This window comes from Pontibacillus sp. HMF3514, assembly GCF_009858175.1.
Classification (GTDB): Bacteria; Bacillota; Bacilli; order Bacillales; family BH030062; genus Pontibacillus.
The window spans coordinates 3,772,233-3,797,622 of sequence record NZ_CP047393.1; the positions used below are offsets into that span (position 1 = coordinate 3,772,233).

Annotated in this window: 26 protein-coding genes; 10 read left to right on the top strand and 16 right to left on the bottom strand. The window is 38.5% G+C overall.

Annotation, left to right across the window (positions count from 1 at the left end; translation table 11 throughout):
• Positions 1-53: 53 nt before the first annotated feature.
• Genes nadB through nadA form a run of 3 tightly spaced genes read left to right on the top strand, consistent with a single transcriptional unit; the run spans position 54 to position 3,554 of the window.
• Positions 54-1,631, top strand: a complete 1,578-nt coding sequence (gene nadB, locus GS400_RS19035; protein WP_160104304.1) for an L-aspartate oxidase — start codon at positions 54-56, stop codon at positions 1,629-1,631.
• Positions 1,600-2,448, top strand: coding sequence for a carboxylating nicotinate-nucleotide diphosphorylase (gene nadC, locus GS400_RS19040; RefSeq protein ID WP_160104305.1), 849 nt, complete (start codon positions 1,600-1,602; stop codon positions 2,446-2,448). Before nadB ends, nadC begins: the two co-directional genes overlap by 32 nt.
• On the top strand, positions 2,448-3,554 hold the full coding sequence (gene nadA / locus GS400_RS19045; RefSeq protein ID WP_160104306.1) for a quinolinate synthase NadA: 1,107 nt from the start codon (positions 2,448-2,450) through the stop codon (positions 3,552-3,554). Before nadC ends, nadA begins: the two co-directional genes overlap by 1 nt.
• 53 nt (positions 3,555-3,607) lie before the next feature.
• Here the strand turns inward: nadA and GS400_RS19050 are convergent, their stop codons facing one another.
• The 10 genes from GS400_RS19050 to GS400_RS19095 all read right to left on the bottom strand — a co-directional run bounded on the left by GS400_RS19050 (position 3,608) and on the right by GS400_RS19095 (position 11,346).
• Entirely contained in the window at positions 3,608-5,074 is a 1,467-nt protein-coding gene (locus tag GS400_RS19050) for a protein adenylyltransferase SelO (protein WP_160104307.1), read from the bottom strand.
• Between the two features lie 74 nt (positions 5,075-5,148).
• Positions 5,149-5,751 (bottom strand): metal-dependent hydrolase, encoded by a 603-nt coding sequence (locus GS400_RS19055; protein WP_160104308.1) that lies wholly within the window; start codon positions 5,749-5,751, stop codon positions 5,149-5,151.
• 113 nt (positions 5,752-5,864) lie between these two features.
• Positions 5,865-6,704 (bottom strand): DUF4097 family beta strand repeat-containing protein, encoded by an 840-nt coding sequence (locus tag GS400_RS19060; RefSeq protein ID WP_160104309.1) that lies wholly within the window; start codon positions 6,702-6,704, stop codon positions 5,865-5,867.
• Positions 6,701-7,258, bottom strand: a complete 558-nt coding sequence (locus GS400_RS19065; RefSeq protein WP_160104310.1) for an HAAS signaling domain-containing protein — start codon at positions 7,256-7,258, stop codon at positions 6,701-6,703. The genes GS400_RS19060 and GS400_RS19065 overlap by 4 nt, the downstream gene beginning before the upstream one ends.
• Positions 7,255-7,575 carry a PadR family transcriptional regulator gene (locus GS400_RS19070; protein WP_160104311.1) on the bottom strand — a complete coding sequence of 107 codons (321 nt, stop codon included), beginning with the start codon at positions 7,573-7,575 and terminating at the stop codon, positions 7,255-7,257. Before GS400_RS19070 ends, GS400_RS19065 begins: the two co-directional genes overlap by 4 nt.
• Before the next feature lie 385 nt (positions 7,576-7,960).
• The gene (locus GS400_RS19075) at positions 7,961-8,395 is read right to left on the bottom strand and encodes a hypothetical protein (protein ID WP_160104312.1); all 435 of its coding nucleotides are present in this window, start codon (positions 8,393-8,395) and stop codon (positions 7,961-7,963) included.
• Positions 8,392-8,592 carry a helix-turn-helix transcriptional regulator gene (locus GS400_RS19080; RefSeq protein ID WP_160104313.1) on the bottom strand — a complete coding sequence of 67 codons (201 nt, stop codon included), beginning with the start codon at positions 8,590-8,592 and terminating at the stop codon, positions 8,392-8,394. Before GS400_RS19080 ends, GS400_RS19075 begins: the two co-directional genes overlap by 4 nt.
• A gap of 244 nt (positions 8,593-8,836) precedes the next feature.
• Positions 8,837-9,391 (bottom strand): sugar O-acetyltransferase, encoded by a 555-nt coding sequence (locus tag GS400_RS19085; protein ID WP_160104314.1) that lies wholly within the window; start codon positions 9,389-9,391, stop codon positions 8,837-8,839.
• Positions 9,392-9,411: 20 nt separating this feature from the next.
• Positions 9,412-10,590 (bottom strand): methionine gamma-lyase, encoded by a 1,179-nt coding sequence (gene megL / locus GS400_RS19090; RefSeq protein WP_160104315.1) that lies wholly within the window; start codon positions 10,588-10,590, stop codon positions 9,412-9,414.
• 120 nt (positions 10,591-10,710) lie between these two features.
• On the bottom strand, positions 10,711-11,346 hold the full coding sequence (locus tag GS400_RS19095; protein WP_160104316.1) for a LysE family translocator: 636 nt from the start codon (positions 11,344-11,346) through the stop codon (positions 10,711-10,713).
• 393 nt (positions 11,347-11,739) lie between these two features.
• On the opposite strand from GS400_RS19095, the gene GS400_RS19100 reads away from it, so the two are divergent.
• Positions 11,740-12,447 carry an EAL domain-containing protein gene (locus GS400_RS19100; RefSeq protein ID WP_160104317.1) on the top strand — a complete coding sequence of 236 codons (708 nt, stop codon included), beginning with the start codon at positions 11,740-11,742 and terminating at the stop codon, positions 12,445-12,447.
• A gap of 651 nt (positions 12,448-13,098) precedes the next feature.
• Complete coding sequence (locus tag GS400_RS19105) at positions 13,099-14,631, top strand: FAD-dependent oxidoreductase (RefSeq protein WP_160104318.1); 1,533 nt, start codon at positions 13,099-13,101, stop codon at positions 14,629-14,631.
• Between the two features lie 77 nt (positions 14,632-14,708).
• On the opposite strand, the gene GS400_RS19110 is transcribed toward GS400_RS19105, so the two are convergent.
• The 3 genes from GS400_RS19110 to GS400_RS19120 are packed head-to-tail and all read right to left on the bottom strand — an operon-like array spanning position 14,709 to position 17,342.
• Positions 14,709-15,608 (bottom strand): NAD(P)/FAD-dependent oxidoreductase, encoded by a 900-nt coding sequence (locus tag GS400_RS19110; RefSeq protein ID WP_160104319.1) that lies wholly within the window; start codon positions 15,606-15,608, stop codon positions 14,709-14,711.
• A gap of 23 nt (positions 15,609-15,631) precedes the next feature.
• Positions 15,632-16,543, bottom strand: a complete 912-nt coding sequence (locus GS400_RS19115) for a phosphotransferase (protein ID WP_160104320.1) — start codon at positions 16,541-16,543, stop codon at positions 15,632-15,634.
• 16 nt (positions 16,544-16,559) lie between these two features.
• Positions 16,560-17,342: a hypothetical protein gene (locus GS400_RS19120; RefSeq protein WP_160104321.1), complete on the bottom strand. Its 783-nt coding sequence runs from the start codon at positions 17,340-17,342 to the stop codon at positions 16,560-16,562.
• Between the two features lie 81 nt (positions 17,343-17,423).
• Here GS400_RS19120 and GS400_RS19125 point away from each other — a divergent pair, with 81 nt between their 5' ends.
• Positions 17,424-17,894 carry a hypothetical protein gene (locus GS400_RS19125; protein ID WP_160104322.1) on the top strand — a complete coding sequence of 157 codons (471 nt, stop codon included), beginning with the start codon at positions 17,424-17,426 and terminating at the stop codon, positions 17,892-17,894.
• Between the two features lie 21 nt (positions 17,895-17,915).
• On the opposite strand, the gene GS400_RS19130 is transcribed toward GS400_RS19125, so the two are convergent.
• The gene (locus GS400_RS19130) at positions 17,916-19,133 is read right to left on the bottom strand and encodes an NAD(P)/FAD-dependent oxidoreductase (RefSeq protein ID WP_160104696.1); all 1,218 of its coding nucleotides are present in this window, start codon (positions 19,131-19,133) and stop codon (positions 17,916-17,918) included.
• Between the two features lie 279 nt (positions 19,134-19,412).
• Here GS400_RS19130 and GS400_RS19135 point away from each other — a divergent pair, with 279 nt between their 5' ends.
• The 3 genes from GS400_RS19135 to GS400_RS19145 all read left to right on the top strand — a co-directional run bounded on the left by GS400_RS19135 (position 19,413) and on the right by GS400_RS19145 (position 21,691).
• Positions 19,413-20,195 (top strand): transporter substrate-binding domain-containing protein, encoded by a 783-nt coding sequence (locus GS400_RS19135; RefSeq protein WP_370519719.1) that lies wholly within the window; start codon positions 19,413-19,415, stop codon positions 20,193-20,195.
• Positions 20,196-20,304: 109 nt separating this feature from the next.
• Entirely contained in the window at positions 20,305-20,967 is a 663-nt protein-coding gene (locus GS400_RS19140) for an amino acid ABC transporter permease (RefSeq protein ID WP_160104323.1), read from the top strand.
• A gap of 1 nt (position 20,968) precedes the next feature.
• Positions 20,969-21,691, top strand: coding sequence for an amino acid ABC transporter ATP-binding protein (locus tag GS400_RS19145; RefSeq protein WP_160104324.1), 723 nt, complete (start codon positions 20,969-20,971; stop codon positions 21,689-21,691).
• A gap of 100 nt (positions 21,692-21,791) precedes the next feature.
• Here GS400_RS19145 and GS400_RS19150 read toward each other — a convergent pair whose 3' ends face one another.
• Both GS400_RS19150 and asnB read right to left on the bottom strand, forming a co-directional pair.
• Entirely contained in the window at positions 21,792-21,989 is a 198-nt protein-coding gene (locus tag GS400_RS19150) for a DUF2188 domain-containing protein (protein WP_160104325.1), read from the bottom strand.
• A 548-nt stretch (positions 21,990-22,537) separates the two neighbouring features.
• Complete coding sequence (gene asnB / locus GS400_RS19155) at positions 22,538-24,043, bottom strand: asparagine synthase B (protein WP_160104326.1); 1,506 nt, start codon at positions 24,041-24,043, stop codon at positions 22,538-22,540.
• A 431-nt stretch (positions 24,044-24,474) separates the two neighbouring features.
• On the opposite strand from asnB, the gene GS400_RS19160 reads away from it, so the two are divergent.
• Positions 24,475-25,389, top strand: a complete 915-nt coding sequence (locus GS400_RS19160; protein ID WP_160104327.1) for an SGNH/GDSL hydrolase family protein — start codon at positions 24,475-24,477, stop codon at positions 25,387-25,389.
• Position 25,390: the final 1 nt, after the last annotated feature.

Consider the following 25,390-nt stretch of genomic DNA (forward strand, 5'->3'; position numbering starts at 1 on the left):
AATTCTATGTAAATATAAGTGTCAAGACACCTGTTAACTCAGGAGGATGCCCTATGCAAAAATGTGACGTATTAATTATAGGCAGCGGAGTCGCTGCATTACAGTTGGCCGGTCATCTTTCTAAGGACTTGAATGTGATTGTTCTCACAAAGTCGCATCTCAAGCACGGAAATTCTTCTATTGCCCAAGGAGGCGTAGCGGCTGCCCTTGGAGCACATGACCATCCACATTTACATTACACGGATACCTTAGAAGCCGGACGACATATAAATAACTCATTAGCAGTCCAAGACTTAACAGAAGCAGCCCCTTCGGTGATGAGGGAGTTAATCGAAACGGGATGTGAATTTGATTTTGGAGAAGATGGAAGCCCCTTACTGGGTATGGAAGGTTCCCATCAACAACACCGAATCATCCATGGAGGTGGCGACCAAACCGGGAAAAGACTTGTAGACGGATTAATTAAGAATGTCGGATCAAATGTTGAAGTTATTGAAAATCTATTTGTCTACGAATTACTAACACATAATCATGAAGCGTGTTACGGAGCAAAAGGTAAAGATGCCAATGGAGACATCCACACTTTCTTCGCTGACCATGTGGTTCTTTCAACAGGAGGATGCGGTCAAGTTTATGAGATCACTTCAAATGCATCAACAGTAACTGGAGATGGCCTTGCCTTGGCTTATCGAGCTGGAGCAGAAATGATTGATATGGAATTTGTTCAGTTTCATCCGACACTCCTTTATGTAAATGGTGAAGCAAAAGGTCTTGTATCAGAAGCCGTTAGAGGGGAAGGGGCTCAACTTGTCACATCGAATGGAAAACGGATCATGGAAGGGGTTCACCCACTTGAGGACCTTGCACCACGTCATGTCGTATCCCAAACCATATTCGATTACATCCAACAAGGTATCGATATATTTTTAGATATTCATTCAATCTCAAATTTTCACAAACGATTCCCTACTATTACAAAACTTTGTGAACAAAATGGTGTCCCTATTTCAGAAAGGAAAATCCCAGTCGCCCCCGGATGTCACTTTTTAATGGGAGGAATCAAAACAGATCAGGTTGGGCGGACGAATATAAAAGGACTTTATGCCATTGGTGAAGTCGCATGTACAGGAGTTCATGGAGCAAACCGTCTCGCTAGTAACTCACTATTAGAAGGGCTCGTTTATGGAAAAAGACTGGCACAATCTATTAATCACGCAAAACAGGAGAAAAGATATACAGCTCCTTTCTTATATAAAAGAAAGTCTTCAACTCTACCCCACCTGCCAACTATGGATGACATCCAATCGTCCATGATGAAACATACTGGCATTGTAAGAACGAAAGAAGGCTTAATACAGCAAAGAGAAATGTTGGAATCCTACAAGATTAAAGAGCTTTTGGAAATGGACTATGATCGTCTCTCGATTAATGATATAACGACAGTCTTTATGCTTATAACATCTTGGATGATTACGTCATCCGCATTAGAAAGAACAGAAAGCCGTGGAGGTCATTTCAGAAGTGACATCCCCATTGAACGAGATGAATGGATTTCAAATCATATAACCCTTCAACGGCAATGGGAGAAAGGTGAAGTGTATGAACTTATTAAAGATGCAGCAACAACTTGAAGCATTTTTCATAGAAGATATTGGTGATCACGACGTGACTAGTGATGTTTTGTTTCAAGAAGGGACAGAAGGAGAAATTGTTTTTATTTCGAAGCAGGATGGCATCTTTTGCGGATCGGAGGTTATACGTAGAGGATTTCGATTATTAGACGAATTTACGATTGTTAACATTAAGGTTCAAGATGGAGAATCCATTCATGCTGGTCAAACATTGGCTACAGTAATCGGTAATATGGCTATCCTTTTAAAAGGTGAACGTGTCATTCTAAATTTGATTCAACGTATGAGCGGGATTGCAACAAAAACCAACGAAGCAGTAAGGTCTCTGAGTAGTGATCACACAAGGATTTGCGACACAAGAAAAACAACCCCTGGTTTACGCATGTTTGAAAAATACGCTGTACGATCAGGAGGCGGATTTAATCACCGAAACGGTCTATACGATGCTGTCATGATCAAAGATAACCATATTGCATTTGCCGGTTCCATTACAAAAGCTGTTCAAATAGTTCGAGGACAACTTGGTCACATGGTCAAGGTTGAGGTGGAAACGGAGTCTAAAGAACAAGTATTAGAAGCAGTAGAAGCCAAGGCTGACTGCATTATGTTTGATAATCAGACACCTGAATCTATTTCAGAGCTTGTTACACTAGTGCCAAACAGCATTGTAACGGAGGCTTCTGGAGGAATCCAGATCGAACACTTAAGTGACTATGGAAAAACAGGAGTGGACTACATATCCTTGGGCTCTTTAACACACTCAGCTCCATCACTGGATATTAGTGTGAGAGTTCATACTCATAAGGAGGAGTTATGATGAACCTTTTTGATACTTTGGAAATGAAAACACCTATGCTTCCTGATGCCTATAAAGAAATGTCCGTGATGGAATTAGAAGAACGCGTTCGAGGGGTAAAAGAACGTATGGGAAGCCGTTTATTTTTGCCTGGCCATCACTACCAAAAGGACGAAGTGATTCAATTCGCTGATGTACGCGGGGATTCATTAAAATTGGCTCAACTGTCAGCAGAAAATCGTGATGCGGAATCTATCGTATTTTGTGGTGTTCACTTTATGGCAGAGACAGCAGATATCTTAACCACGAGCGATCAAAAAGTGTATTTACCAGATATGCGAGCTGGTTGTTCAATGGCTGATATGGCTGATATCGATCAAACAGAAAAGGCTTGGGATGAACTCATGTCCCTTTTCGGAGATACGATCATGCCACTGACCTATGTAAACTCGACTGCTGCTATTAAGTCGTTTGTAGGTAAAAACGAAGGTGCCACCGTTACCTCCTCAAATGCTGAGAAGATGGTTAGCTGGGCTTTTTCACAAAAAGAACGTATCCTATTTTTACCCGATCAGCATCTTGGTCGAAATACAGCTTATAATTTAGGAATTCCATTGGAACATATGGCAGTATGGGATCCAATCTTAGAAAAGCTAAATTATGAAGGGGATCTTGACGATGTGAAAGTGATTCTGTGGAAAGGTCACTGTTCCGTTCATGAGAATTTCACTGTTTACAATATCCATCAAGTTCGAGAGGATCATCCTGACATGAACATCATTGTTCACCCTGAATGCCGCCGTGAGGTTGTAGCGTTATCGGATGATGCTGGATCGACGAATCATATTATCAAGACAATTGAGGCAGCACCTAGTGGTAGTGAATGGGCTATCGGAACGGAAATGAATCTCGTTAACCGTATTATTCAGGAACATCCTGATAAGCACATTATCTCACTGAACCCGAGCATGTGCCCTTGTTTAACCATGAACCGTATAGACCTTCCACATCTTGCATGGTGTCTCGAGTCGATTGAAAAAGGGGAACCACACAATGTAATTGAGGTAGAGAAAGGTGTAGCTGTGAATGCGAAAAAAGCTTTAGATCGCATGTTAGAGAGAGCTTAATCCTTAAAAAAAAGAGCAAATTCCATAACGGAATTTGCTCTTTTTTGTTCTCATCATGTTCCACAATAGGTTGTGTAAGGACGGTCTGATGGGTCAGGTGATTTTGCATACTCTTCTTGTTCAGGAGAATACGCATAAGGATCTGAAAGAACATCCATAAGGCTCTCCAATACACTGTAGTCTCCTTTATCGACTGCAGCTTCAAGTGCCTCTTCTACACGATGATTTCGAGGTATGACAGATGGATTGGCGCTCTTCATTAATTGTTGAACGGAAGATTTCGGTTCATCCTGCCTTTCAAGTCTCTCCTGCCACTTCTTATACCACTGCGTAAACTCTGCCTTTCCATACATCTCTGTATCTGACGTATTCCCTAATGTTAAAGCGCGGAATGTATTGGTAAAGTCAGCTTCATGTTCTTTCATTATACGAAGAAGTTCTTCTACCAGCGCTCTGTCCTCCACCTCTTCATTTAGGAGTCCCAGCTTCCTTCTCATACCAGCCATCCAATGACTGTAGTATAGCTCTTCAAACTTATGGAGTTCTTTCTTAGCTATTTCAACCGCGTGTTCCTCATCGTCATGAAGCAAAGGTAAAAGCGCTTCCGCGAAACGCGCAAGATTCCATTGACCAATCCCTGGCTGATTCTGATAGGCATAGCGTCCTTGAACATCAATAGAACTAAATACGGTCGCAGGATCGTACACATCCATAAAGGCGCATGGACCATAGTCGATGGTCTCTCCGCTAATCGTCATATTATCCGTATTCATAACCCCATGGATAAATCCGACTAACTGCCACTTTGCAATGAGCTCAGCCTGCTGTTGGATGACCTTTTTAAAAAACATGAGATATTTATCATCATCATCTTCAATGTCTGGATAATGACGGTTTATGGCGTAATCTGCAAGCGTTCTGAGATCCTCCAAAGTGCCTCCTTTAGCTGCGTATTCAAAAGTACCAATTCGTAAATGACTATCTGAAACGCGAGTTAAAACAGCCCCAGGCAACTCTCTTTCTCGTAAGACTGACTCTCCTGTTGTAACAACAGCTAAACTACGATTACTCGGAACTCCTAATGCATGCATGGATTCACTAATAATATATTCGCGGAGCATAGGCCCAAGTGTTGCTCGACCATCCCCTCGTCTAGAGAATGGTGTTCGACCTGAACCTTTGAGCTGAATATCTAATCTTTCACCTGATGGATTGATATGCTCGCCCAGTAACACAGCTCGACCATCTCCAAGCATAGTGAAGTTTCCGAACTGGTGCCCTGCATAAGCTTGAGCAATTGGTAGAGCTCCTTCTGGAACTTCATTCCCACTAAACATTTTTATACCTTTTTCACTTTGAAGCTTCTCTACATCTAACCCCATTGATGTCGCTAACGATTGATTCAAAATGACTAACTCAGGCGACTTTACAGGGGTTGGATCTGCTTCTTTAAAAAATATTTCCGGAAGTCGCGTATAACTGTTATCAAAGTTCCAACCTATCTCTTGCTTCTGTGTCATTATATCTCCTTTGCTTACTTTGTCTTATTTCTATCCTCTTATATCATTCTTCAAAAGACAAAATAATACGCTTACTAACTTAACGTGTTTTTTGCCAAAAGAATAATGTTCAGGACAATTAAAACCGCAGTAATGGTTTGCTCAGCAGTTGACCCTGTACGGAACGTAACGAAAAATCGAAAGTATTTTCTGCTGAAAGGATAAAGAAGTGGAATGCCCCGTTTTGTTAAGTAATCGCCAAACAAATGGGATGCAATACCAGCCAAAAAACCAATAAGATAAAAAATAGGGATATGAATGTATGTATAAAGCATCATGCTGTATGCTCCCATTAACAACAAAAAAGATAAGGAATGCGTAAATTTTCTATGTCCTGAAAACACAAATAACATTGGTGATAAAATCATTAATGAAAATTGTATCGCACGATTAATCCCTGGTGTTACAGCTTCTACTGCTATCAATGTCAGAATAACAATAAATCCCCATTGATCAAAAGGTCCACCAAGTTTTGATTTTGGTGTATCGATATCCGGTAGTAATGAACCTAACATGACCGATACAAAGAAAAGAATATTTGCAAATAAAAGATCAGGTACAACGCCTAATGAATGAGAAATCGTTATGGCTACAATTCCCCATGTAAACCCCATAACTTGATGACTACTAGCAACCACAATGGTTCCTCCTCTAGTTGGATATGTCTGTGATGTCGGTGAACTTTCATGGTACGGAATAAATTGGTTTTCAGCAATAGGTGTATGGGGTGGGGTCTTCTAGACTATGCGGATCATTGAGTAAAGTCAAAATCTCCTGAGCTTGTTTTGACTTGAATCTTATACTCTCCTTCCCCGACGCTTCCTTTAATATGAGATTCATCCATTGATAAGAATTTCATGGGGAAAGTAATGTCAGCTTCACCAGAACTGCTATCAAACTGCAAATACAAATTAGATGGCTTCTCAGAAGCTTGAATACTTACATCACCACTTGAGCTTTGAATGTTCATATTATGGTTTAAAGGGTGTTTAAATAGTTCCACATCTCCTGAACTCGTATGAACGGTTAAATGACCTTTTACACGATCTCCTTCAAAAGAACCTGAACTCGTTTTAATATTGATTTCATTTGCTTGAACTTGATCTAACCGAACGTCACCGGAAGAAAGGTTAATAAAAAGACTTTCAGCTCCTAGGTTTACTGCTTTAATATCACCACTTGAACTATTCAGGCTTACTTTTCCCCATTGTTTTTCCGGTATCGCGATATCGATATTCACATCATGGTAGATGACCCCAAAAACCACTGTAGATTTTGTTTCAATTTGCAGTTTATCCCCATCCTGTTTAGCAAAGAAAGCATCTTTAACTTTTTCATGGTGATTACTCTCACCGTAGTATCGCACTTTTATGTCATTTGATGTAGAACGATAAATTTGTACATCCTCTGATGATACATCCAAAAAGATTTCCTCTATATCTGAGCTATCAAAAGAAGCTGTCTTTTCAAAAGATTCAACATTTCCCCAAAGGGATTTCAATGAAAACGCCTTTCCTTGAAATCCCATAAACACCAAGCCTGCGACACCACTAATCAATAAAGTCATCCCGATCAGAAAGAAATTCTTCATGCAACTTGTTCCCCCTTCGCAATTTTGACATTCCATTTCATATAACTGAGTGCTGCTTTATATAGTGGTTTCGATATATAAGTCATGACTACTCCTACAATCAAACCGAGACCACTTAAAGCTGAAAAGGTAAACAAATTGGTTAAAGTAGATATGCTATTACCTAAAAGAACATTGAAAAGAAGAGCTACTCCCCCAAGAACAAGAGAAAAGCTTAAGCACCACAGCGTAATGTAGATCGCAAACAATGCAATGGCGGGGCCTAACACAATAACTAAGTTAAAAAAGCTAAGGCTCACTGTTGCGAGCACGGCTCGCATAATGTTGGTAAAGGAATGCTGTTGTTCAGCTTTTTCCAATCGACTATTCATCATGAGATCTTTCGCTATTCCTTTTGGATCTCCAAGTTCTTGAGCAATTTCGTCTTCCGTTCTCCCTTCCAATTTCCCTGCCTCAAAATGCTCTGTATAGTCTGATAAGATTTCCTGTTGTTCTTTTTGGGACATCCCTTTTAGCTCATGCTTCATGTTCGATAAAAAAGATTTCTGATTCACCCTGCAGTTGCCTCCTTTATTAAATTGTTCACACTACCCTGGAATACGTTCCATTCACTTATGAGTTCTTCCATGTATTTCTCACCAAGATCACTGAGCTGATAGTATTTTCGTGGTGGCCCTTCTGAAGACTTAGCTGTGTATGTACGTAGATATTGATCTTTGGTCATTCGGCGTAAGAGAGGGTACAAGCTTCCTTCAGCAATAGCTATTTGGTTCGTTAAGTTTTGTGCAAGTTCATAGCCATATTGATCTTTTTGCTTCACCAATACTAGGACACATAATTCAAGCACACCTTTCTTAAATTGCGGATTCACACGCATCACCTGTTTCTGAAAGAGATCACCAGTACTGATTAATGTTCAGTACCAGGTTGAAAATAATTGGAAATAATTTTCTTGTAGATAGGGTAGCAAATACTATTGAACATTGCAAGGTAGTGAGCAGATATTTTACATATATTCGGATTTGAATTCGATTAGAACAATAGAAACCCCTAGTATTATAAGATAAGTCTAGACAATCCTGCCCAATTCTAGTGCGGAAAAGGAAACTATCCCTTATTGGATAATCACCCACTTACGCCAAAAAGCCAGCATTAGATTGCTGACCTTTGGCGTTTCTTATTCTAATTACTTGCCAAGGAATTGAATGTTTGGAGAAAAAGGGGGGTTCGAAGCTTTCTCAGCCGGCTAATCTTTATTATGTCTCTTTTATGATATGACGAAACATGGGTGGAGCGAATAGAGAGAACAAAAAAACAAATAACGCTACCCACCACCCGAATGACTTGAAAACGTCCTCGGGAACTATAAATGTGTATCCCAAATAGGTTAAGAACAATATCCCTTGAAGCACCTTCAATGTTTTCGCATCTGCTTCATTCCTTTGGGCGACAAGTCTCTCATCCGTTTCGGATACAACCACTTTTGGATCATTTTTTATTTTCAGTAGTTTAAGAAAAGAAGCGAGTGCTGCACTAAAAGGAATAAGCGACAAGGCTAGAAAGGCCTTGTTATTGGTAAGGGAGATATCAATGGTTAGGAAAATGACCCAGGTGACAAAAAAAGCAATGCTCACAAATAAATATACAAAAATCGTCCATTTTGTTTCCTTCACGAACTTTTCAGTACTCATTCAACATCCTCCCAGAATAGATCATTTAAAGTCTTATTTAATGCTTTACATATTGAAGTACACAATTTGAGACTCGGATTATAGTTTCCTGCTTCAATTAAATTAATGGTTTGTCTTGTGACTCCGACCATCTCTGCTAATTGTTTTTGAGATACATCGGCCTCCACTCGGGCGATCTTCATTTGCTTGTTTTTCAAAAAACCCATCTCCTTATACATCCATATTATGAAGAACATTACAAAATGTTGAATATAATTTACATTTTGTAATGTGTTAGGTAATCCTATGTCATTATTGGAATAAGAGATGCCTCCAGTATGGCTTAAACAAAACTTTTTAATATAAAAAAACATGTGACTTCTACTGAGAAGTCACATGTTTTTAGTAATCTATTTTATTTGTACGATGAATTAACCTCGTTAGTATGTGATTCTTTATCTCTTAATCTTCAATCTGTTTCTTCACCTTACACGGATTACCTACAGCTACAACATTATCAGGAATATCCTTATTCACGACACTCCCTGCTCCTATGACTGTATTAGAGCCGATCGTAACACCAGGTAACAAAATAGCTCCTCCACCAATCCACACATTATCCCCTACCGTTATAGGAGAGGCCATCTCTGTACCGGATATTCGTGCTTGAGCGTTAATGGGGTGGTCGGCTGTTAGCACCTGCACCCCAGGGCCAAACATAACATTATCCCCCATATTCACTGGGCAACAATCTAATATAACGCATTGGTGATTGGCGTAAAAGTTCTTTCCTGGATGAATATTATACCCGTAATCACAATAAAAGCCTGGTTCTACAATTACATTATGATCGATTTGGAATAACTCTTTTAATAGATCAACTCGTTCATCAAGTTTCGTTGGATCAAGATCATTTATTTTTTTACATAAGGACTTAGCACGGAGGCGATCCTGAAAAAGTTCTTGGTCTTGTGGGTTGTATAATTCGCCTACAATCATTTTTTCTTTTTCAGTCATATTAAGTCCTCCTATTGTATCTACCCTAAAGCGTGGTGTAGGTCATTCCATATATCCTGCCAGTTTTCAAGACCTACAGATAACCGAATCAGTTGATCTGTGATGCCCATATTTTCTCTCGTTTCTAATGGTACAACAGAATGGGTCATCGTAGCAGGGTGCTGGATTAAAGTCTCAGTATCCCCTAGGCTTACTGCTGTTTTGATAAAGGACAGTTTGTTCAGCATTGCTTGAGCGTCCTTTTTTGTACCTTTTATCTCAAAAGAGATAAGGCCTCCACCTTGACTCATTTGCTTTTTCATTATTGGATAATCTGGGTTATCAGGGTCTCCTGGATAAAACACTTTTGCTATATTAGGATGGTGCTTCAACTTGTTCATAATCTTTTCTGCATTTTCTGTGTGGCGATCCATTCGGACTGGCAATGTTTTGAGACCTCTTAATAGTAGCCACGCATCAAAAGGAGAGATAATACCTCCAATATCTTTTTGTGTACTCATCGCCATTTTTTGCATAAAATCAGCTTTCCCTACAACCAACCCTGCTACGACGTCTCCATGTCCTCCAATATATTTTGTAGCGCTATGCACAACAAAGTCACAACCAATTTCAAGTGGCTTTTGAATATAAGGGGAACAGAACGTATTATCAACGACAACCGGAATATCAAACTCTTTTGCAACACGAGTGACTAGCTCCAAATCAATTAGTTCCATCGTTGGATTTATCGGTGTCTCTACATAAATACAAGAGGTTTCGGGTTTCAGCAAAGACCTTAATTGATCCTCTGTTTTCATTTCAGAGTAATCCGTGGTTATGTTGTACTTCTCTTCTAACATGGATAGTAATCCAAACGTACACCCATAAATACCTCGAGAACATAAGATATGGTCATTAGCTTTCGTAAGTTCAATAAGGACAGCTGATACAGCAGCCATGCCTGATCCAAAAGCTAAACCTGCTTCTCCTCCTTCAAGTAATGCAACCCTCTCTTCTAACGCCCGAACCGTAGGGTTTCCTAAACGCGAATATATATAACCTTCTTCTTCACCAGCAAATCGCTTTTCACCTTGTTCAGCACTATCAAACGTAAACGTTGACGTTTGGAAAATTGGAGTACTCAAACTACCCAAAAATTCTTTAGAATCATAACCACCATGAATAACATTTGTTTCGAATCCATGCTGACCCTTTTTCATGATCGTTCCCCCCTCAAATTTTAAAAATGGTCCTTATACGAATCATTTTATTAGAGGGACCCTAAAAATGTAAGCGTTTTCTTTTAATGAAATAAAAAAAGTGCTCATTGTTTTGAGCACCTATTTTCCTTCTCCTCCAAGGGCCAGTTTTAATCCGATCAACCCTAGCAAGACGCCTTTTATTACATTGATTCTTTTTCCTAAAGAAGGAAAGCGCATTAACCAACCTCTAACAATCTCTGCAAACATACTGACAACTGAAAAAATCAAAAAAGCTTGAACCATAAAGACTAACCCTAGCACTACCATTTGAAATGGAATGCTCCATGCATCTGGTGTAGTATCAAGGAACTGTGGAAATAATGCCAAGAAAAATAGGGATACTTTTGGATTCAATACGTTCATTAAAACCCCTCTGCGATAAAGCTTTCCATACCCAATATGAGCCTGTTCTTCAATATCGAAAGAAGCATCCTTTTCACGAAATGCACCCCATGCAAGATACAAAAGGTACACAGCTCCTGCATACTTTACAATTGTAAATGCCAAAGTAGATTGATAGACAATTGCTGAAATTCCTAGTGCTGCAGCTGTTGTATGTACAAGAATGCCAGTACAGAGTCCCAATGTGGTCATAATACCTGCCTTTTTATTCTGAGAAATGCTTTGTGCCAAAACAAACAGATTATCCGGCCCTGGCATGAGAGTTAATAGAATAGCAGCTCCCAAAAATGATAAAAGCAAGGTCATACTCATGTATGTATCCTCCTTTATGATAAACCCATGTATGTATTGTACTATTGTATAAGTATATCGATTCAACCTCTTTGATGTGCTATCTTTAGAATACAATCTTTTATTTGAATCTACAAATTTTCGCAAAATTATTAATACTTCCTTTTATTCTTGAAGGAAAATTGCTATGATTATAGTACTAGTTATTTAAAACCATATGTTATACATAATAAGGGATGCAGAGAAACCAATACGTAGATGGGCGCTTATGATTGGTGGAGCAAGTAGCGCAACCGACCACATTGATTCAATTCAATGTGGTTTTTTTATCTACAAAAAGAGGCAGAACCTCTTTTAAAAATGAAAAAGCAGCATAATTTGACACATCCTTTCACAGGGGGATTAAGAATCGCTATGAATATATTTGAGCTTCTCAAGAAAAACAACCTATTTCATTTCTACCAGCCGATCTATCATCTCGAAGATAATCAACTCTTCGGTTACGAGGCTTTATTGCGCTCTGACTACTTAAAAAGTCCAGCTCATTTGTTTAAAGTCGCGATGAAATCAAACATTTTGTACCATTTAGATACGACATCTATAGAAAAAGCATTATCGATTTATCGTAAACAGCATCAACAAGAAAAGCTCTTCTTAAATGTTTTTATATCTACTTTATTAAATCCTAATTTTGTTGAGTTTATGGAGAAGCTGCTTCTTCATGCTCCCCAAAATGCACCGAAGATCGTATTTGAAATGAATGAAGCCATTGAGGAAGAGGAGATGTGGGCTTCTTCTATTCTGCTTGAACGTGTAGCCATTTTCCGTTCAATGGGCATTGAGTTTGCTATTGATGATTTTGGACAAGGAACTGCTTCCTTACGTAACACATTAGAAATTGAGCCTGAATATTTAAAGCTTGATCGATTTTTTGCTCATAATTTAGGTACAAGCGAGAAAAAACAACGCCTTATCTCTTTATTTACTGAGTATTTTAATAAGGACACTACTGTTGTCTTAGAGGGTATTGAAACCGCTAGTGATTTACAAACCGCTTCAGACCTCGGAATCGACATTGCACAAGGTTATTATTTAGGTAAACCAGCTGAAATTGTTAGTTAATGAAGTCTGTATTCCTTTTTTGGGAATGCAGGTTTTTTTAACTAACAATTTATTAAGTTATATGGCAGGATTGTTGAAGACTTGAAACTGAGAGGAGTCCGTTGCTATTGAGTAATTTGTTGCGGTCAGTGAAACGGCAAGCCTGTTGTGGAAGACAAGCCGAGCCTCCTCGTTCCTGCGGGGTCTCGTCTTGCCTTTGCTACCACGACAGTTTGCCGTTTCCTTCCCTTCACGCGATTATGGAGACTAACGGACCATTATTTGAACTTTCCATTCTCATATTGAAGTAAATCATTTTCAGCGAAGTTGTTCAGACCCTTGTCATGAGCGGTTCCGTTAGTCACCATTCGGTAAAGGTGGGCTGTGGAACGGGTTGACTCCAGCGGAAGAACGGAGTGACGAGACCCCGCAGAGAGCTTGCGAACGAGGAGGCTCGGCGCTTCGTCCGCAGGAAAGCAACCCGTTCCACAGCCCGCCGATCTGCACAAAAGCAACGGAACCATACGCACCTTATCTCGAAACCAAGTCTTCCAGATAAGGGGGCTTTAATGGAAGAAGCATACGCCAATCACTAAGTTTTCTTTATTTGTATAGGTCCCCTCCTTATTTGGAATAGTAAAGAATGGAAATGACAAATACAGGAGGTTCACCATGGATTCGAATTTAAACAATACCAACCCCACTATCTCCGAAAGCTATTGGATGGCGAATACTACGCCCCCTTCCTTTCCAGAGCTTAATGAGAACGTAGATACGGATGTAGGGATTGTCGGTGGAGGAATTACCGGGATCACCACAGCTTACTTACTCGCTAAAAAAGGCTATAAAGTTGCCATTATTGAAGCTGATCAGATAATTACAGGGACAACTGGTCACACAACCGCTAAAATTACTACTCAACATGATTTAATCTACGACGAGTTTATCAACCACCTTGGAGAAGAAGAGGCTAAACAGTACTATCAAGCTAACCAAGAAGCTCTTGACTTTATAAAACAAAAAGTAAAGCAAAGTAAAATCGAATGTGAATTTAAAGAAGAAGATGCGTATCTCTATGCCACAACGAACAAAAAAGCTCAAGCTATTGAAAAAGAAGCGCAAGCCTATAACACATTGGGAATCGACGGTCAGTATGTAGATAGACTCCCAATAGATTTTTCAATACAAGCTGGCATTGTTATGAAAAAACAAGCTCAATTCCATCCTATAAAATATCTGACCCATCTTGTGAAAGAACTTCAGAATATGGGCGCAAAAATTTTTGAAAATACCACTGCAGTGGACGTCATAGAAGGAAATGAACCTAAGATTGTAACGAAATATGGTTTCCAAGTAACGTGCAAGCACGTCGTATCGAGCTCGCATTTTCCTTTTTATGATGGAAAAGGACTCTATTTTAGTCGAATGTATGCTGAAAGATCGTATATTGTAGGTGGAGAACTGAAAGGGAAATTTGCTGGCGGAATGTATTTAAGTGCAGATAAGCCTAAACGTTCTATTCGAACTGCGAATATGAATGGGAAAGAGTTACTGTTAATTGGAGGAGAAAGTCACAAAACAGGACAAGGAGGTTCTTCCCTCCAACATTTTCAGAACTTAAAAGATTTCGGAAAAGAAAACTTCGGTATTGATTCTTACCTCTACAATTGGGGTGCTCAAGATTTAATCACATTAGATAAAGTTCCTTATATTGGACAACTTACGTCTAGACATTCCAATATTTTCGTGGCTACTGGTTATAGAAAATGGGGGATGACAAACGGTACAACAGCAGCGCTTTTAATTAGTGATCTAATCCAAGAGAAGGAAAATCCATACCAAGACCTCTTTAGTCCAACCCGTTTCTATGCAGACCCTAGTATCAAAACCTTTCTATCTCAAAATGCCAATGTAGCCGCTGAGTTTGTAAAAGGGAAACTAAGTGGAGGGTCAAAACGTCCAGAGGATTTACGAAAAGATGAAGGAGATACGATCACCTATCAAAACAATAAAAAAGCAGGTGGTTATCGAGATACAAACGGTCAACTTCACATTGTAGATCGAACATGTACTCACCTCGGTTGTGAAGTCGAATGGAATGACGGTGAAAAAACTTGGGACTGCCCATGTCACGGTTCCCGTTTTTCTTATGACGGAGAGGTTTATGAAGGACCTGCCGATAAACCTTTGAAAAAGTTAAATTAAATGATACCAGAAAGCCACCATCTTATATAGAGAAGGTGGCTTTTTGTAATAGATCGAGTTATAAATCTCACTTCATGTTATTGATCTCCCAACAAACTCTTATGGATCCAAATTGCTGCCTGAGATCCTTCCCCCATTGCTATGGTGACCAACTCTGAATGAGCAGCTACATCTCCAGCAGCCCACACATGCTTTTCACTTGTTTCTTTGGTCCGAGGGTCCGTTACGATATGATTGTTTTGGTGAGTTTCGACACCAACCGTTTTAGCTAGGTCAGCCTTTACTTTATTTCCTCCATAAGCAAAAAAACCTTTTTCACCAGTTACCTGACCGCCACCTGTAAGCTGTACACCTTTAAATTGCGCCCCCTCTATCAGAAGCTCGGCAATCGGCTCATCTATGATGTGAATATGGTGTTTTTGTAACTTTTCATATATATCTTCATCTATTTCTTGTCCTTCATCATTAATATACACTAACTCATCTGTCCAATATGTGAGCGTTAGCGCCATGTTTGCTCCAACATTCCCAGAACCCATAACAATCGTTTTTTTATCCGTTACTTCATACCCGTCACAATCAGGACAAATGTAAAGACTCATTCCCAAACAAGGATAAAGATTTTCGAATGACGGCAGGTTATCTTGTACACCAGTTGCGAAAAGAAGTCGCTTACCAGAGTAAACATTTTCTCTATCATCTTTCACAATGAATGAGGAATCCTGCTTTTCAACATCAGCAACTGTGGCTGAGACCATCTCGACACCTAAACGCTCAGCTTGCACCCTTCCTTTTTCACGTAATTCCCTTCCACTCACGCCATCTGCATAACCAAGTATATTTTGATAGCGTCTACAGAGTGAAGAACGACCCGAACCCGCATCCAAAATGAGAACACGATGTGCATAGCGCCCTAGTTGGATAGATGCTTGTAACCCAGCTATCCCTCCACCTATAATGATACAATCATATTGCATAAAATAACTCCTTTAGATCGTATTTAATCAACACCTAATAAAGCATTATCTATGGAACCTCTAGCTAATTGAACTAACGTCTTATCGTCAAATTCGTGACCATAAAGTAACAACACTACCGAAATATAAATGGAAATAAACTTAGCTAACGTTTTCGTTTCTTCATCAACTTGCCCATATATATCATAAAAATGCTCTCGACCTTGTTCAGAAAAGAAGCTATATATAAATGAGAGATCCACGGAAGGATGCCCTATCACAGAATCTCCCCAATCAATCACTCCAGAAATTCTATTTTCAACGTCTACGAGAATATTACGGATGTGAAAATCACCATGAACCAAACATATTGATGGTTTAAAGGAAATCGGTTTTAAACTTTGGATAAAGGAACCCAACCTTTCATCACGAGAAAGAAGATCCTGCATATAAGCCTTTTCAAGATTCTCCACTAGCTGAGGTTTCCGTAATGATATATTAGGTCTTTGTAATTCATCCTCTGAAACACCAAGTCTCTTTGCTTCATCAACTGGAAAGCTATGTAGATCTTTTAAAAATTCAGCAATTGCTTCTGCAGATTGATCTCGTTGATCATCGCTCAATAACCCAGGAGGTGCTCCCGGTACATTGTCATATCCCAAGAAAAACCAAGGATACCCATGGTCTGCTTCCCCAACCATAATAGGTTTCGGAATAGGAAGAGAGAGCTTGTTCTCTATAACAGGTAACAAATTCTTCTCTTTTTCTAAAAGCTCTACTGCAATCTCCTTCCTCGGAAAGCGAAATACATACTGCCCATTTACTTGAAAAACAGTATTATCAAATCCTTTCCCTAACTCCCTTATTTCTATTGGTTTAAGTACAGGAAATTGTTCTTCAATAAGTGTTGTAGCAAGCTTCTTAGACACCACATGCTGAGGTTTCCATGCATCCATTTCATCCCCTCCCGAACTAGTCTAGCTTCAGTTCCGATTCTCCATAAATTTTATCAAAATGGTATGCTTGCTCCTCGACAAATAATTCATTGTAATAAACAGCATGTGCATATCCATCGTATATACTAAATAAATAAATGGACGGGAAGAACAAGAGCCATTGTGGATTAATTAACGGTGATATGAGATCGAATTCCCCTAACACCGTGTACATAATCATTTTTGGTAACTTCGTATAATAGCTAATAGCTACCATCCACCCCATAAGCGTAATACCACTGATTAGTTTATTGTTACAAATATGAAATAATCCAGTAAAAATAAAGTTCCAAACGAATGCCATACGCGGGTTTCGGTGGTTGAGTGAGTTCATTCCCCAAGTATTAATGGTTCCATGTGTAATCTGCCGCTCCTCCTGAAACGATTCGACCATCGATGACTTATTTTGATCAACCGTTATACGATAGGAATCCCAGATAGCAAAAACAAATATCGCACAATATAAAAAGAGCCAATTATAATTGATAACCTGGTGCACCTCATCAAAATTCCCAATCATAGAGTAATAAATGGCTAAATTAAGTTTAGATAGCGTATTTAACAAGATCTCCCCACTCATTAAAAGTAGTCCTTTTAAATAATGACCTAAATGGATATGCCCCAATCCTGGAAGTGCTGCTGACCACCAAGCAGGAACCCAAGGAGTCTTACGATTAATGTAATTCACATCCAAAGGACCAACCTTTATTTTTGCCCTTCTAGGTTTAAATATTTTGACTGATTGAATAGAGTTCGACAAGTTTGACACCTCTTATGTTTAAAATCATAGAAATTCGATAAACTAGATCATATGGTATTATCTGTTAAATGGGGTGCTCTTATGCATGTGTTTGCCGCTTTTGAAAGTTCAGAATATATAGAGTTAGCTATGGGAGAGATTATGGAAAATGACTTTCCGAAAGATAAAATTGTATTTGTGGAGATGAATAATGAGGAAAAAGACCACCAAATAATCGATACGATCAATTATTCTGATGGCGTCAGTTTTTCTGATACGACTGCAACTTTAGCTACTATCGGAATGTTATTAGGTGTTATATATGGTTCAATTTTATATATTGGTCCAGTATTTATGGGGTTGATCGGATTATTGGTAGGTGGTGTTTTAGGCTTTTTCTTAGATAAAAAGAAGCTGAAACACAGGCTTCACAAAAGAAAGAAAGAGATAAACATCCGAACACTCTTTATCATTCAATGCCAAACGTATGAACAAGTTAAGCTCGTTCAAGGTATATGTCGCAAGTATTTTGTGTCCTATTTAGGATTACATGATCCGAGTAGTAAAAAATAGACCAGCACAAAATGTACAGGTCTACGTCTTACCTAATGCTTCCGCTTCCACCTTAATAGAACCATATAGTTCAGGAATGTTGTGAGAAACTTCCTTCAACATATTTGGTAGATGTGGAGCTAATTTAGATAAAGCTATCGGATTCGCACACAATGCATTAAATAACGCTAAATGCTCACTTGAGTAAGGCTGTAATCTCCGAATATACTCTAATGTTAAACGGTAGGCAGGTAGCATTTTTTCATCTCGCTTTGTATGAAAGGCTTCCATTTCCTGCTTCCAATCTTCCCCTTTATCCATATTATTCAACGCCTCAGCAAGTAAAAATGATTGCGCAAAAGCATCATTAACGCCCAGTCCAGTGGATGGATCTTTACAATAAGCCGCATCCCCAATAAGTGCCCAACCGTTTCCATAAGGTTGTTTTAGAAAGTTTGGTACACCTGGCGTCCCTACGACTTTTCCTATCAGTTTCGCATTTTGCATTCTTCGTTTCATCCCGTAATGCTTTTGATATACATGTTCAAAGGCTTCTTTCGGATTCTTGCTAAACTCATAAAATTCTTCTGGATGAATTTCTAACCCTAAGCAGTCCATATTAGGCTCCATAGGAAATAAAAAGCCAATTCTTCCCTCATTCAAAAAGATTTCCGTTGTAGGTTCAGGTAGAGGCTCAATTCCTTCATAATAGCCATAAAAAACAGGGCGAATCGGATCTTGTTCTTTATATGATTCAGCTTCTACAAGCTTTGCTACTTTGGAGTGCACACCGTCCGCTCCTATTACAAGATCTGCTAAAACATTCTGAGAATCATCCTGCTCTGTTTGAATTTGAACTCCCTTTACTTTTCCCTTTTCTACTATTACACTTTTTAACTTTGTATTCTCATTAAGGGTTACATTTGTATATTCACAAGCCTTCTCCACTAGGATCGAATCGAGGTGATTACGCCTGGGAGCAAGAGAGTACTCTGATTTCGGACCTTCTATAAAACTATCACCTATGTAGGTGCGCATTCGTTCTAGTCTTCTTAAACCATTTCCCTCTACACGTTCCAACACTCCCAGAGCTTTTAAGTATTGCGTATGAGAAAGGTGGTGAGTGGATAATGTATCGCTCGGAAATGTTGCTTTATCAATTAACAAAACATTTTTGTCTTGGCCACCAAGTAAAATAGCTAGACTAGCTCCAGCGGCTCGTGCTCCTACAATAACGACATCATATTTATGCTGTACCATTGAATCCTCCGTTCTATCCATGCTCTATATCTACTATAACAATAATCCTTTCTAATGATTAAAATGCACTTCATATTTTTTAAACAAGCATATCGTGAATAAAAGATAGGATTTGACTGAAAATTAGCGATATTTATCGAATATCTTAATTTGTACATATCATACACCCTATTTTAAAAACTTTTAAGTACTCATCCTACTATATGAAAATTTTAATTTTCTGATAATTATGGGATAATAGATTAGGAAAACAGAAAATTTGGAGGGGGACATATCTAGATGAAGATGAAGAAATTACTGACTTTACTTATTGCAGTTCTAACGGTTTCACTGCTTGCTGCATGTGGCAGTGGTTCCACAAATGGAGATGATGGAAGTAGTGACGGAGAGACATATACAGTTGCTACAGATGCTAACTTCAAACCATTTGAATACAAAAACCCTGACACTGGGGAAATGGAAGGTTTCGACATTGAATTAATGAAAGCTATCGCTAAAGAAGCAGGCTTTAATGTTGAATTCAAAACCATGCAATTTGATGGGTTAATTACTGGAATGCAATCTGGTCGTTATCCTTTAGCGATTGCTGGTATCTCTATTACAGAAGAACGTAAAAAGTCAATCGCATTCTCTGATCCATATTACGACTCTGGTTTAATTTTAATGGTTAATAAGAACAACGACGAGATTAAATCCATTGATGATGTAGATGGAAAAAAAGTTGGAGTTAAAACAGGCTCTACAAGTGAATCTTACTTGAAAAACAACACAGATGCTGAAATTAAAGCTTTCCCTAATATCATCAACGCATATATGGACGTAAAGAACGAACGTCTTGAAGCTTCTCTTTATGACTTACCTAATGTTAAATATTACATTCAACAGAATGGTGACGATAAGCTGAAAACAGTCGGTGATGTACTAGAGGGGCAATCTTATGGTATCGCACTACCTAAAGATTCTGACTTAGTCGATGATGTAAATAAAGCGCTACAAGCTGTTAAAGACAGTGGAAAATATGATGAAATCTATGAAAAGTATTTCGGATCAAAACCTGAATAAGGCAACGTTCATAACACCGTAGAAAACCCCGAACAGAAGCGTAACAAGTTATGAACTTGTTACGCTTTTTTCACTCTTAAATACATCATTCTAAGGAGCGAGCAATTCTATGATTGACGATTTTTTAAACTCACACTATATAAAAGTATTGCCAGACCTTATTCCAGGCATGGGGTGGACACTAGGTTTAACTCTCGCCGGACTATTTTTAGGCTTCATTTTAGGAGCTATTGTAGGTCTAGGGCGTCTATCTCGATTTAAAATTATATCGGGTATCTGTTCATTCTATGTAGAAGTTGTTCGAGGAACACCAATGCTAGCACAAATTCTATTTATTTATGCAGGTCTTACTAGAGATGTAATTGGATTTAATATCGACCCTATTACAACATCTATTATTGCCATAGCGATTAATGCAGCTGCCTATATCGCTGAAATTGTACGAGGAGCTGTTTACTCCATTGAAAAAGGACAACACGAAGCCGGGCGTGCATTAGGCCTTTCCGAAAAACAAACCATGCGCTATATTGTTTGGCCTCAAGCTTTTAAACGTATGATTCCACCATTAGGAAACCAATTTGTTATTAGTCTTAAAGATACATCATTACTTTCGGTTATCGCAGTTAACGAACTTTTATATGCAGGTAAACAGTATTATAATGTTACTTATACACCATTCCAAACTCTCATCATGGTGTGTTTACTTTACTTATGCATGACGATCCCTGCATCCCTATATTTACGCAGACTAGAAAGGAAGCTGGACGTATAATATGATTACTGTTAACGATCTACACAAACATTTTGGTAGTTTAGAAGTCTTAAAAGGAATAGATGCAAAAGTAGAAGAGAAAGAGGTTGTATGTGTTATCGGTCCTTCTGGTTCAGGTAAAAGTACTTTCCTCAGATGCTTAAACTTACTTGAAGATGTGACATCCGGAGAAATTACAATTGATGGAGATGTCGTCACAGATCCTAAAGTAGATATTAATGCCGTACGTTCACAAGTAGGCATGGTGTTCCAACACTTTAACCTTTTCCCTCATAAAACGGTTCTAGAAAATATCACCCTAGGTCCTATTAAAGTAAAAGGTGAGTCTGAACAGGAAGCGAACGAAAATGGAAGATCTTTGTTAGAAAAAGTAGGGTTATCTGATAAAGCAGATATGTACCCAGAGAGTTTATCTGGAGGACAAAAGCAACGTGTCGCCATAGCACGCTCTCTAGCCATGAACCCTAAAGTCATGCTATTCGATGAGCCAACCTCTGCATTAGACCCTGAACTTGTTGGGGATGTTCTCGAAGTAATGAAAGACCTGGCACATGAAGGGATGACCATGGTTGTGGTTACACACGAAATGGGCTTCGCGCGTGAGGTAGGACACCGTGTTCTATTTATGGATGAAGGTGTCATTATGGAAGAAGGAGATCCTAAACAAATCTTCGAAAACCCTCAAGACCCGCGTACACAATCATTCTTAAGTAAGATCCTATAGGATAAAAAAGATTCCAGCCCCCGTGTAATAGGCCGGAATCTTTTTTATGTAAGAGATATCGGTATCGCCAATATAGCGATACCGATGTTATATCAGTAACTTAATAGCTTTTCTCTTCTTGAACCTCATGGTATTTATCTAAAATGTATAATTTACTAGGCTTGTTCTCTTCAGCCATTTCTTCGGCTTTAGCAATTGCCTTATCTTTTTTCTCATAATGATCAGTAGGGGCGATATCCTCTACTTTTACATACCAACCTGTAGCATCTTTATTGGGTGCAACTGTATATTCCTTCATCTTGATCTCTCCTTCTTTCTTGAATATGTAGATATGTTCCCAAATAGAACATTTGCCAAACATGGTTCATAGAACTGGAGGTTGTGCTTTTGTGCGGAGCTCTTTCAATATGGTTCCATAGCCGGTTTTTTAGTAGCCTTTTTCTTACGTCTTGGAGGCGGAGTGCCAGGCGTTCATCTTGATTTAACCAAGTATCAATTTGCAAATCGTTATAGGCACTAGCACGCTGTTGCCATTTCATACCACCCATGCATTGAAATCCTTATATTGTGCTCGTTCATGGATGTCGTTATCAATTAAATGTAGTTTTTCAGTTTGTTTTTGACCCATTTTCTAATCCCCCACTTGTAAAAGATGATTTTGTGTTTATCGCAACTGATTAAAAATCGTAGCACCCCCCCTAATAATCCCCAAACGTATTCAGAGGTGATGAATCACACTCAGTGACTTCAGTAAAGCTCAGTAAGCTTTAGTGATACAATTTCATTTTTTTATGATGAAACATTAAAAAAAACGAACCCCTAAGGATTCGCTTTTTCATAAAAATATTAAGCTGTTGCCCATTTTCCGATTGTATCGAAAATAGATTGTTCAGGGTAATACTGTTTAAAATACTTGAAATACAGTGCTTCTTGTTTACTTCTAAGTTCAATAGAAGCTTCTTTTTGTAACTGCTTGAATTCCTGATCATTAATATGTTCATTTGCATAGTTTTCAAGAATATCAAGTGCACCGCTGCCTTCAGAGAACTCTTCTTTCTTTCTCCATAACACGTGCTCAGGAAGCATATTATTAAAGGATTTGCGGAGAATCGTTTTCTCCATTTGCTCTTCAGTATGAAGCTTAAGATTCGCGGGGATCTCAAGAGCATCCTGAATAAGGTCTAAATCTAAGAAAGGAACACGTAATTCAAGGGAATGTGCCATGCTCATGCGATCGGCACGTTGCAAATTAATATTATGAAGTGTATTGATGACCCGAATGATTTCATCGTTTAGCGTTTCAGTAGTATCAAATTTCTTCATATAATCATAACCAGCAAACAGTTCGTCTGCACCTTCTCCAGATAAAATAACCTTCACATGCTGGGATGCAAGCTTGGAAACAAAGTAGTTTGGTAGCGCACTGCGTACTAGAGATGGCTCATAGGATTCTAGAGCATAAATCACCTTTGGAATAGCTTCAATCAATTCATCAGGTGTATAAACATACTCATAGTGCTCTGTTCCGATTGCTTCTGCTACATCACGAGCTCTTTTAAGATCAACACTTCCTTCTGAACCGACACAGAATGACTTAACTGGCTTGTCACTTTTGTTTAACTTCGCTGCAATTGCCGCAATTAAACTACTATCTAAACCACCGCTTAAGAGTACACCTACTTCAACATCAGCTAACAAACGTTTCTCAACAGCATTCGTTAATTGCTCATGGATGATAGAAGTATATGCTTCTTCAACTTTTTCTTCTGTGATTGAAGGACTTTCAATGCGACGATAGCAAACAAACCCAGTTTCTGGAGTATAGTAATGGCCTGCTGGGAATTCGTGCACATCTTTTGTAACAAGATATAACGTTTTAAGTTCAGAAGAGAAAATATAATTGCCATCGGTATCGATTCCATAATAAAGCGGTTTGATACCCAAAGTATCTCTTGCTGCCACAAACGTATTATTCTTTTCATCCGCAATAAAAAAGGCAAACATGCCGTCTAATTGTTTAATGCCTTCGACACCATATTGTTCATATATTTTAAGAGCTGACTCACTATCTGATTCAGTTAAAAAAGACACGTCTGATGCTTCAAGTTTTTGTTTAAGCTTCGGATAGTTATAAATTTCACCGTTACATACGATCCATTTTGATTCGTCCTGATTGTGAATTGGCTGAATACCATCTTCCAAACCGATAATGGATAGACGTTGGTGGCCTAGATGAAACTTTTCTAAAGGTACTTCTTTTCCTTCATCTGGACCACGGTGTTTCATACTGTCCAATACTTCGTTCATTACACTTTTGTCGATATGGCTTGTCATAGCAAATATGCCACACATAGAGTCAGGGTCACCTCAACTGTATTTTTTGTTTGTACAGAACACATTATATAATCTTGATAAACATAATCCAAATGGTGGAAGGGATAAGAAAATAGACGACTATAGAATATATAAGAGGAAATACCTTTCTTTATAAATGCAAGCACATAAAATCAAGTAAAATGAGACCCATTGGAGGCACATTACAATTGTTAATTTTTTTCACTTAAAATCCTGATATTATATCTAGACCTTATGTGCAAAGAGCTTTATGCTTAAGGAGTACAGACAACTTTTTTACAATTCATTCGAATAACTATTAAAGTAGAAGAAAACATATTAGATTCTTCATAAAGCATATAATTGTAATAGCTCTTATTGTTTTTTCGTTCTTCGTAAAGGGTAAATAAGATTACACTCAGCAATTTTACGGAACAGGTGTGATGAATGTGAAACATAAATCTTTCCTTATCTTAGGACTCATCCTAGGATTAGCAAGTTTTTTTATTTGGATAAGCTTATCTCCAGAAAACCACTTTCCGACAACTCCTGTAGAGCAAAATGAAGTTGAAACACAGCAGAAAAAAAACAATGCCGATAAAGACAAAGATGAAAACCCAGATTCCCCAGATGATAAAACTATCTCTGATGGTATTAAAGAAGCTATGACACGGGTTGTCGAAGGCGCTATGGGAGTCTTTGTTAAGGAAGACTTAGACATTGTTGCAATCGGGGATTCATTAACACAAGGAGTCGGTGATGAAAGTGACAATGGTGGGTATGTAGGGATTTTAGAAAAATCCTTAAAAAAAAGTGAATCAGATCAAAATATCGAGATTAAGAACTACGGAAAAAGAGGTAACCGAACGGATCAACTCTTAAAACGTTTAAATAAAGAAGAAATTTCAGAATCCGTAAAAGAAGCTGATATTATTCTGATGACAATCGGCGCCAATGATATCATGAAGATCGTAAAGGAAAACTTCACAGACTTAAAGTACGAGGATTTCGTTAAGGAACAAACCCGTTATGAAACTCGTTTACAATCGATATTTGATACTATTCAAGTGAAAAATCCAGATGTTAAAATCTTTTTAATCGGAATTTATAATCCTTTTAATCAATATTTCAGTGAAATACCAGAGCTTGGCCGAATCATGAATGATTGGAATAACATTAGTCGAGATGTTACTTCTCAATATGATAATATATCCTTCATCCCGATCGCTGATCTTTTTGAAGGGCGTAAGGACTTGTATTATAAAGATAACTTCCATCCGAATCTGGAAGGTTATCAGTTAATGGCAGAGCGTGTTTTTGAATATATTAAAGAATCAATTCAACAAGAAGATGAGAAAGCATAAT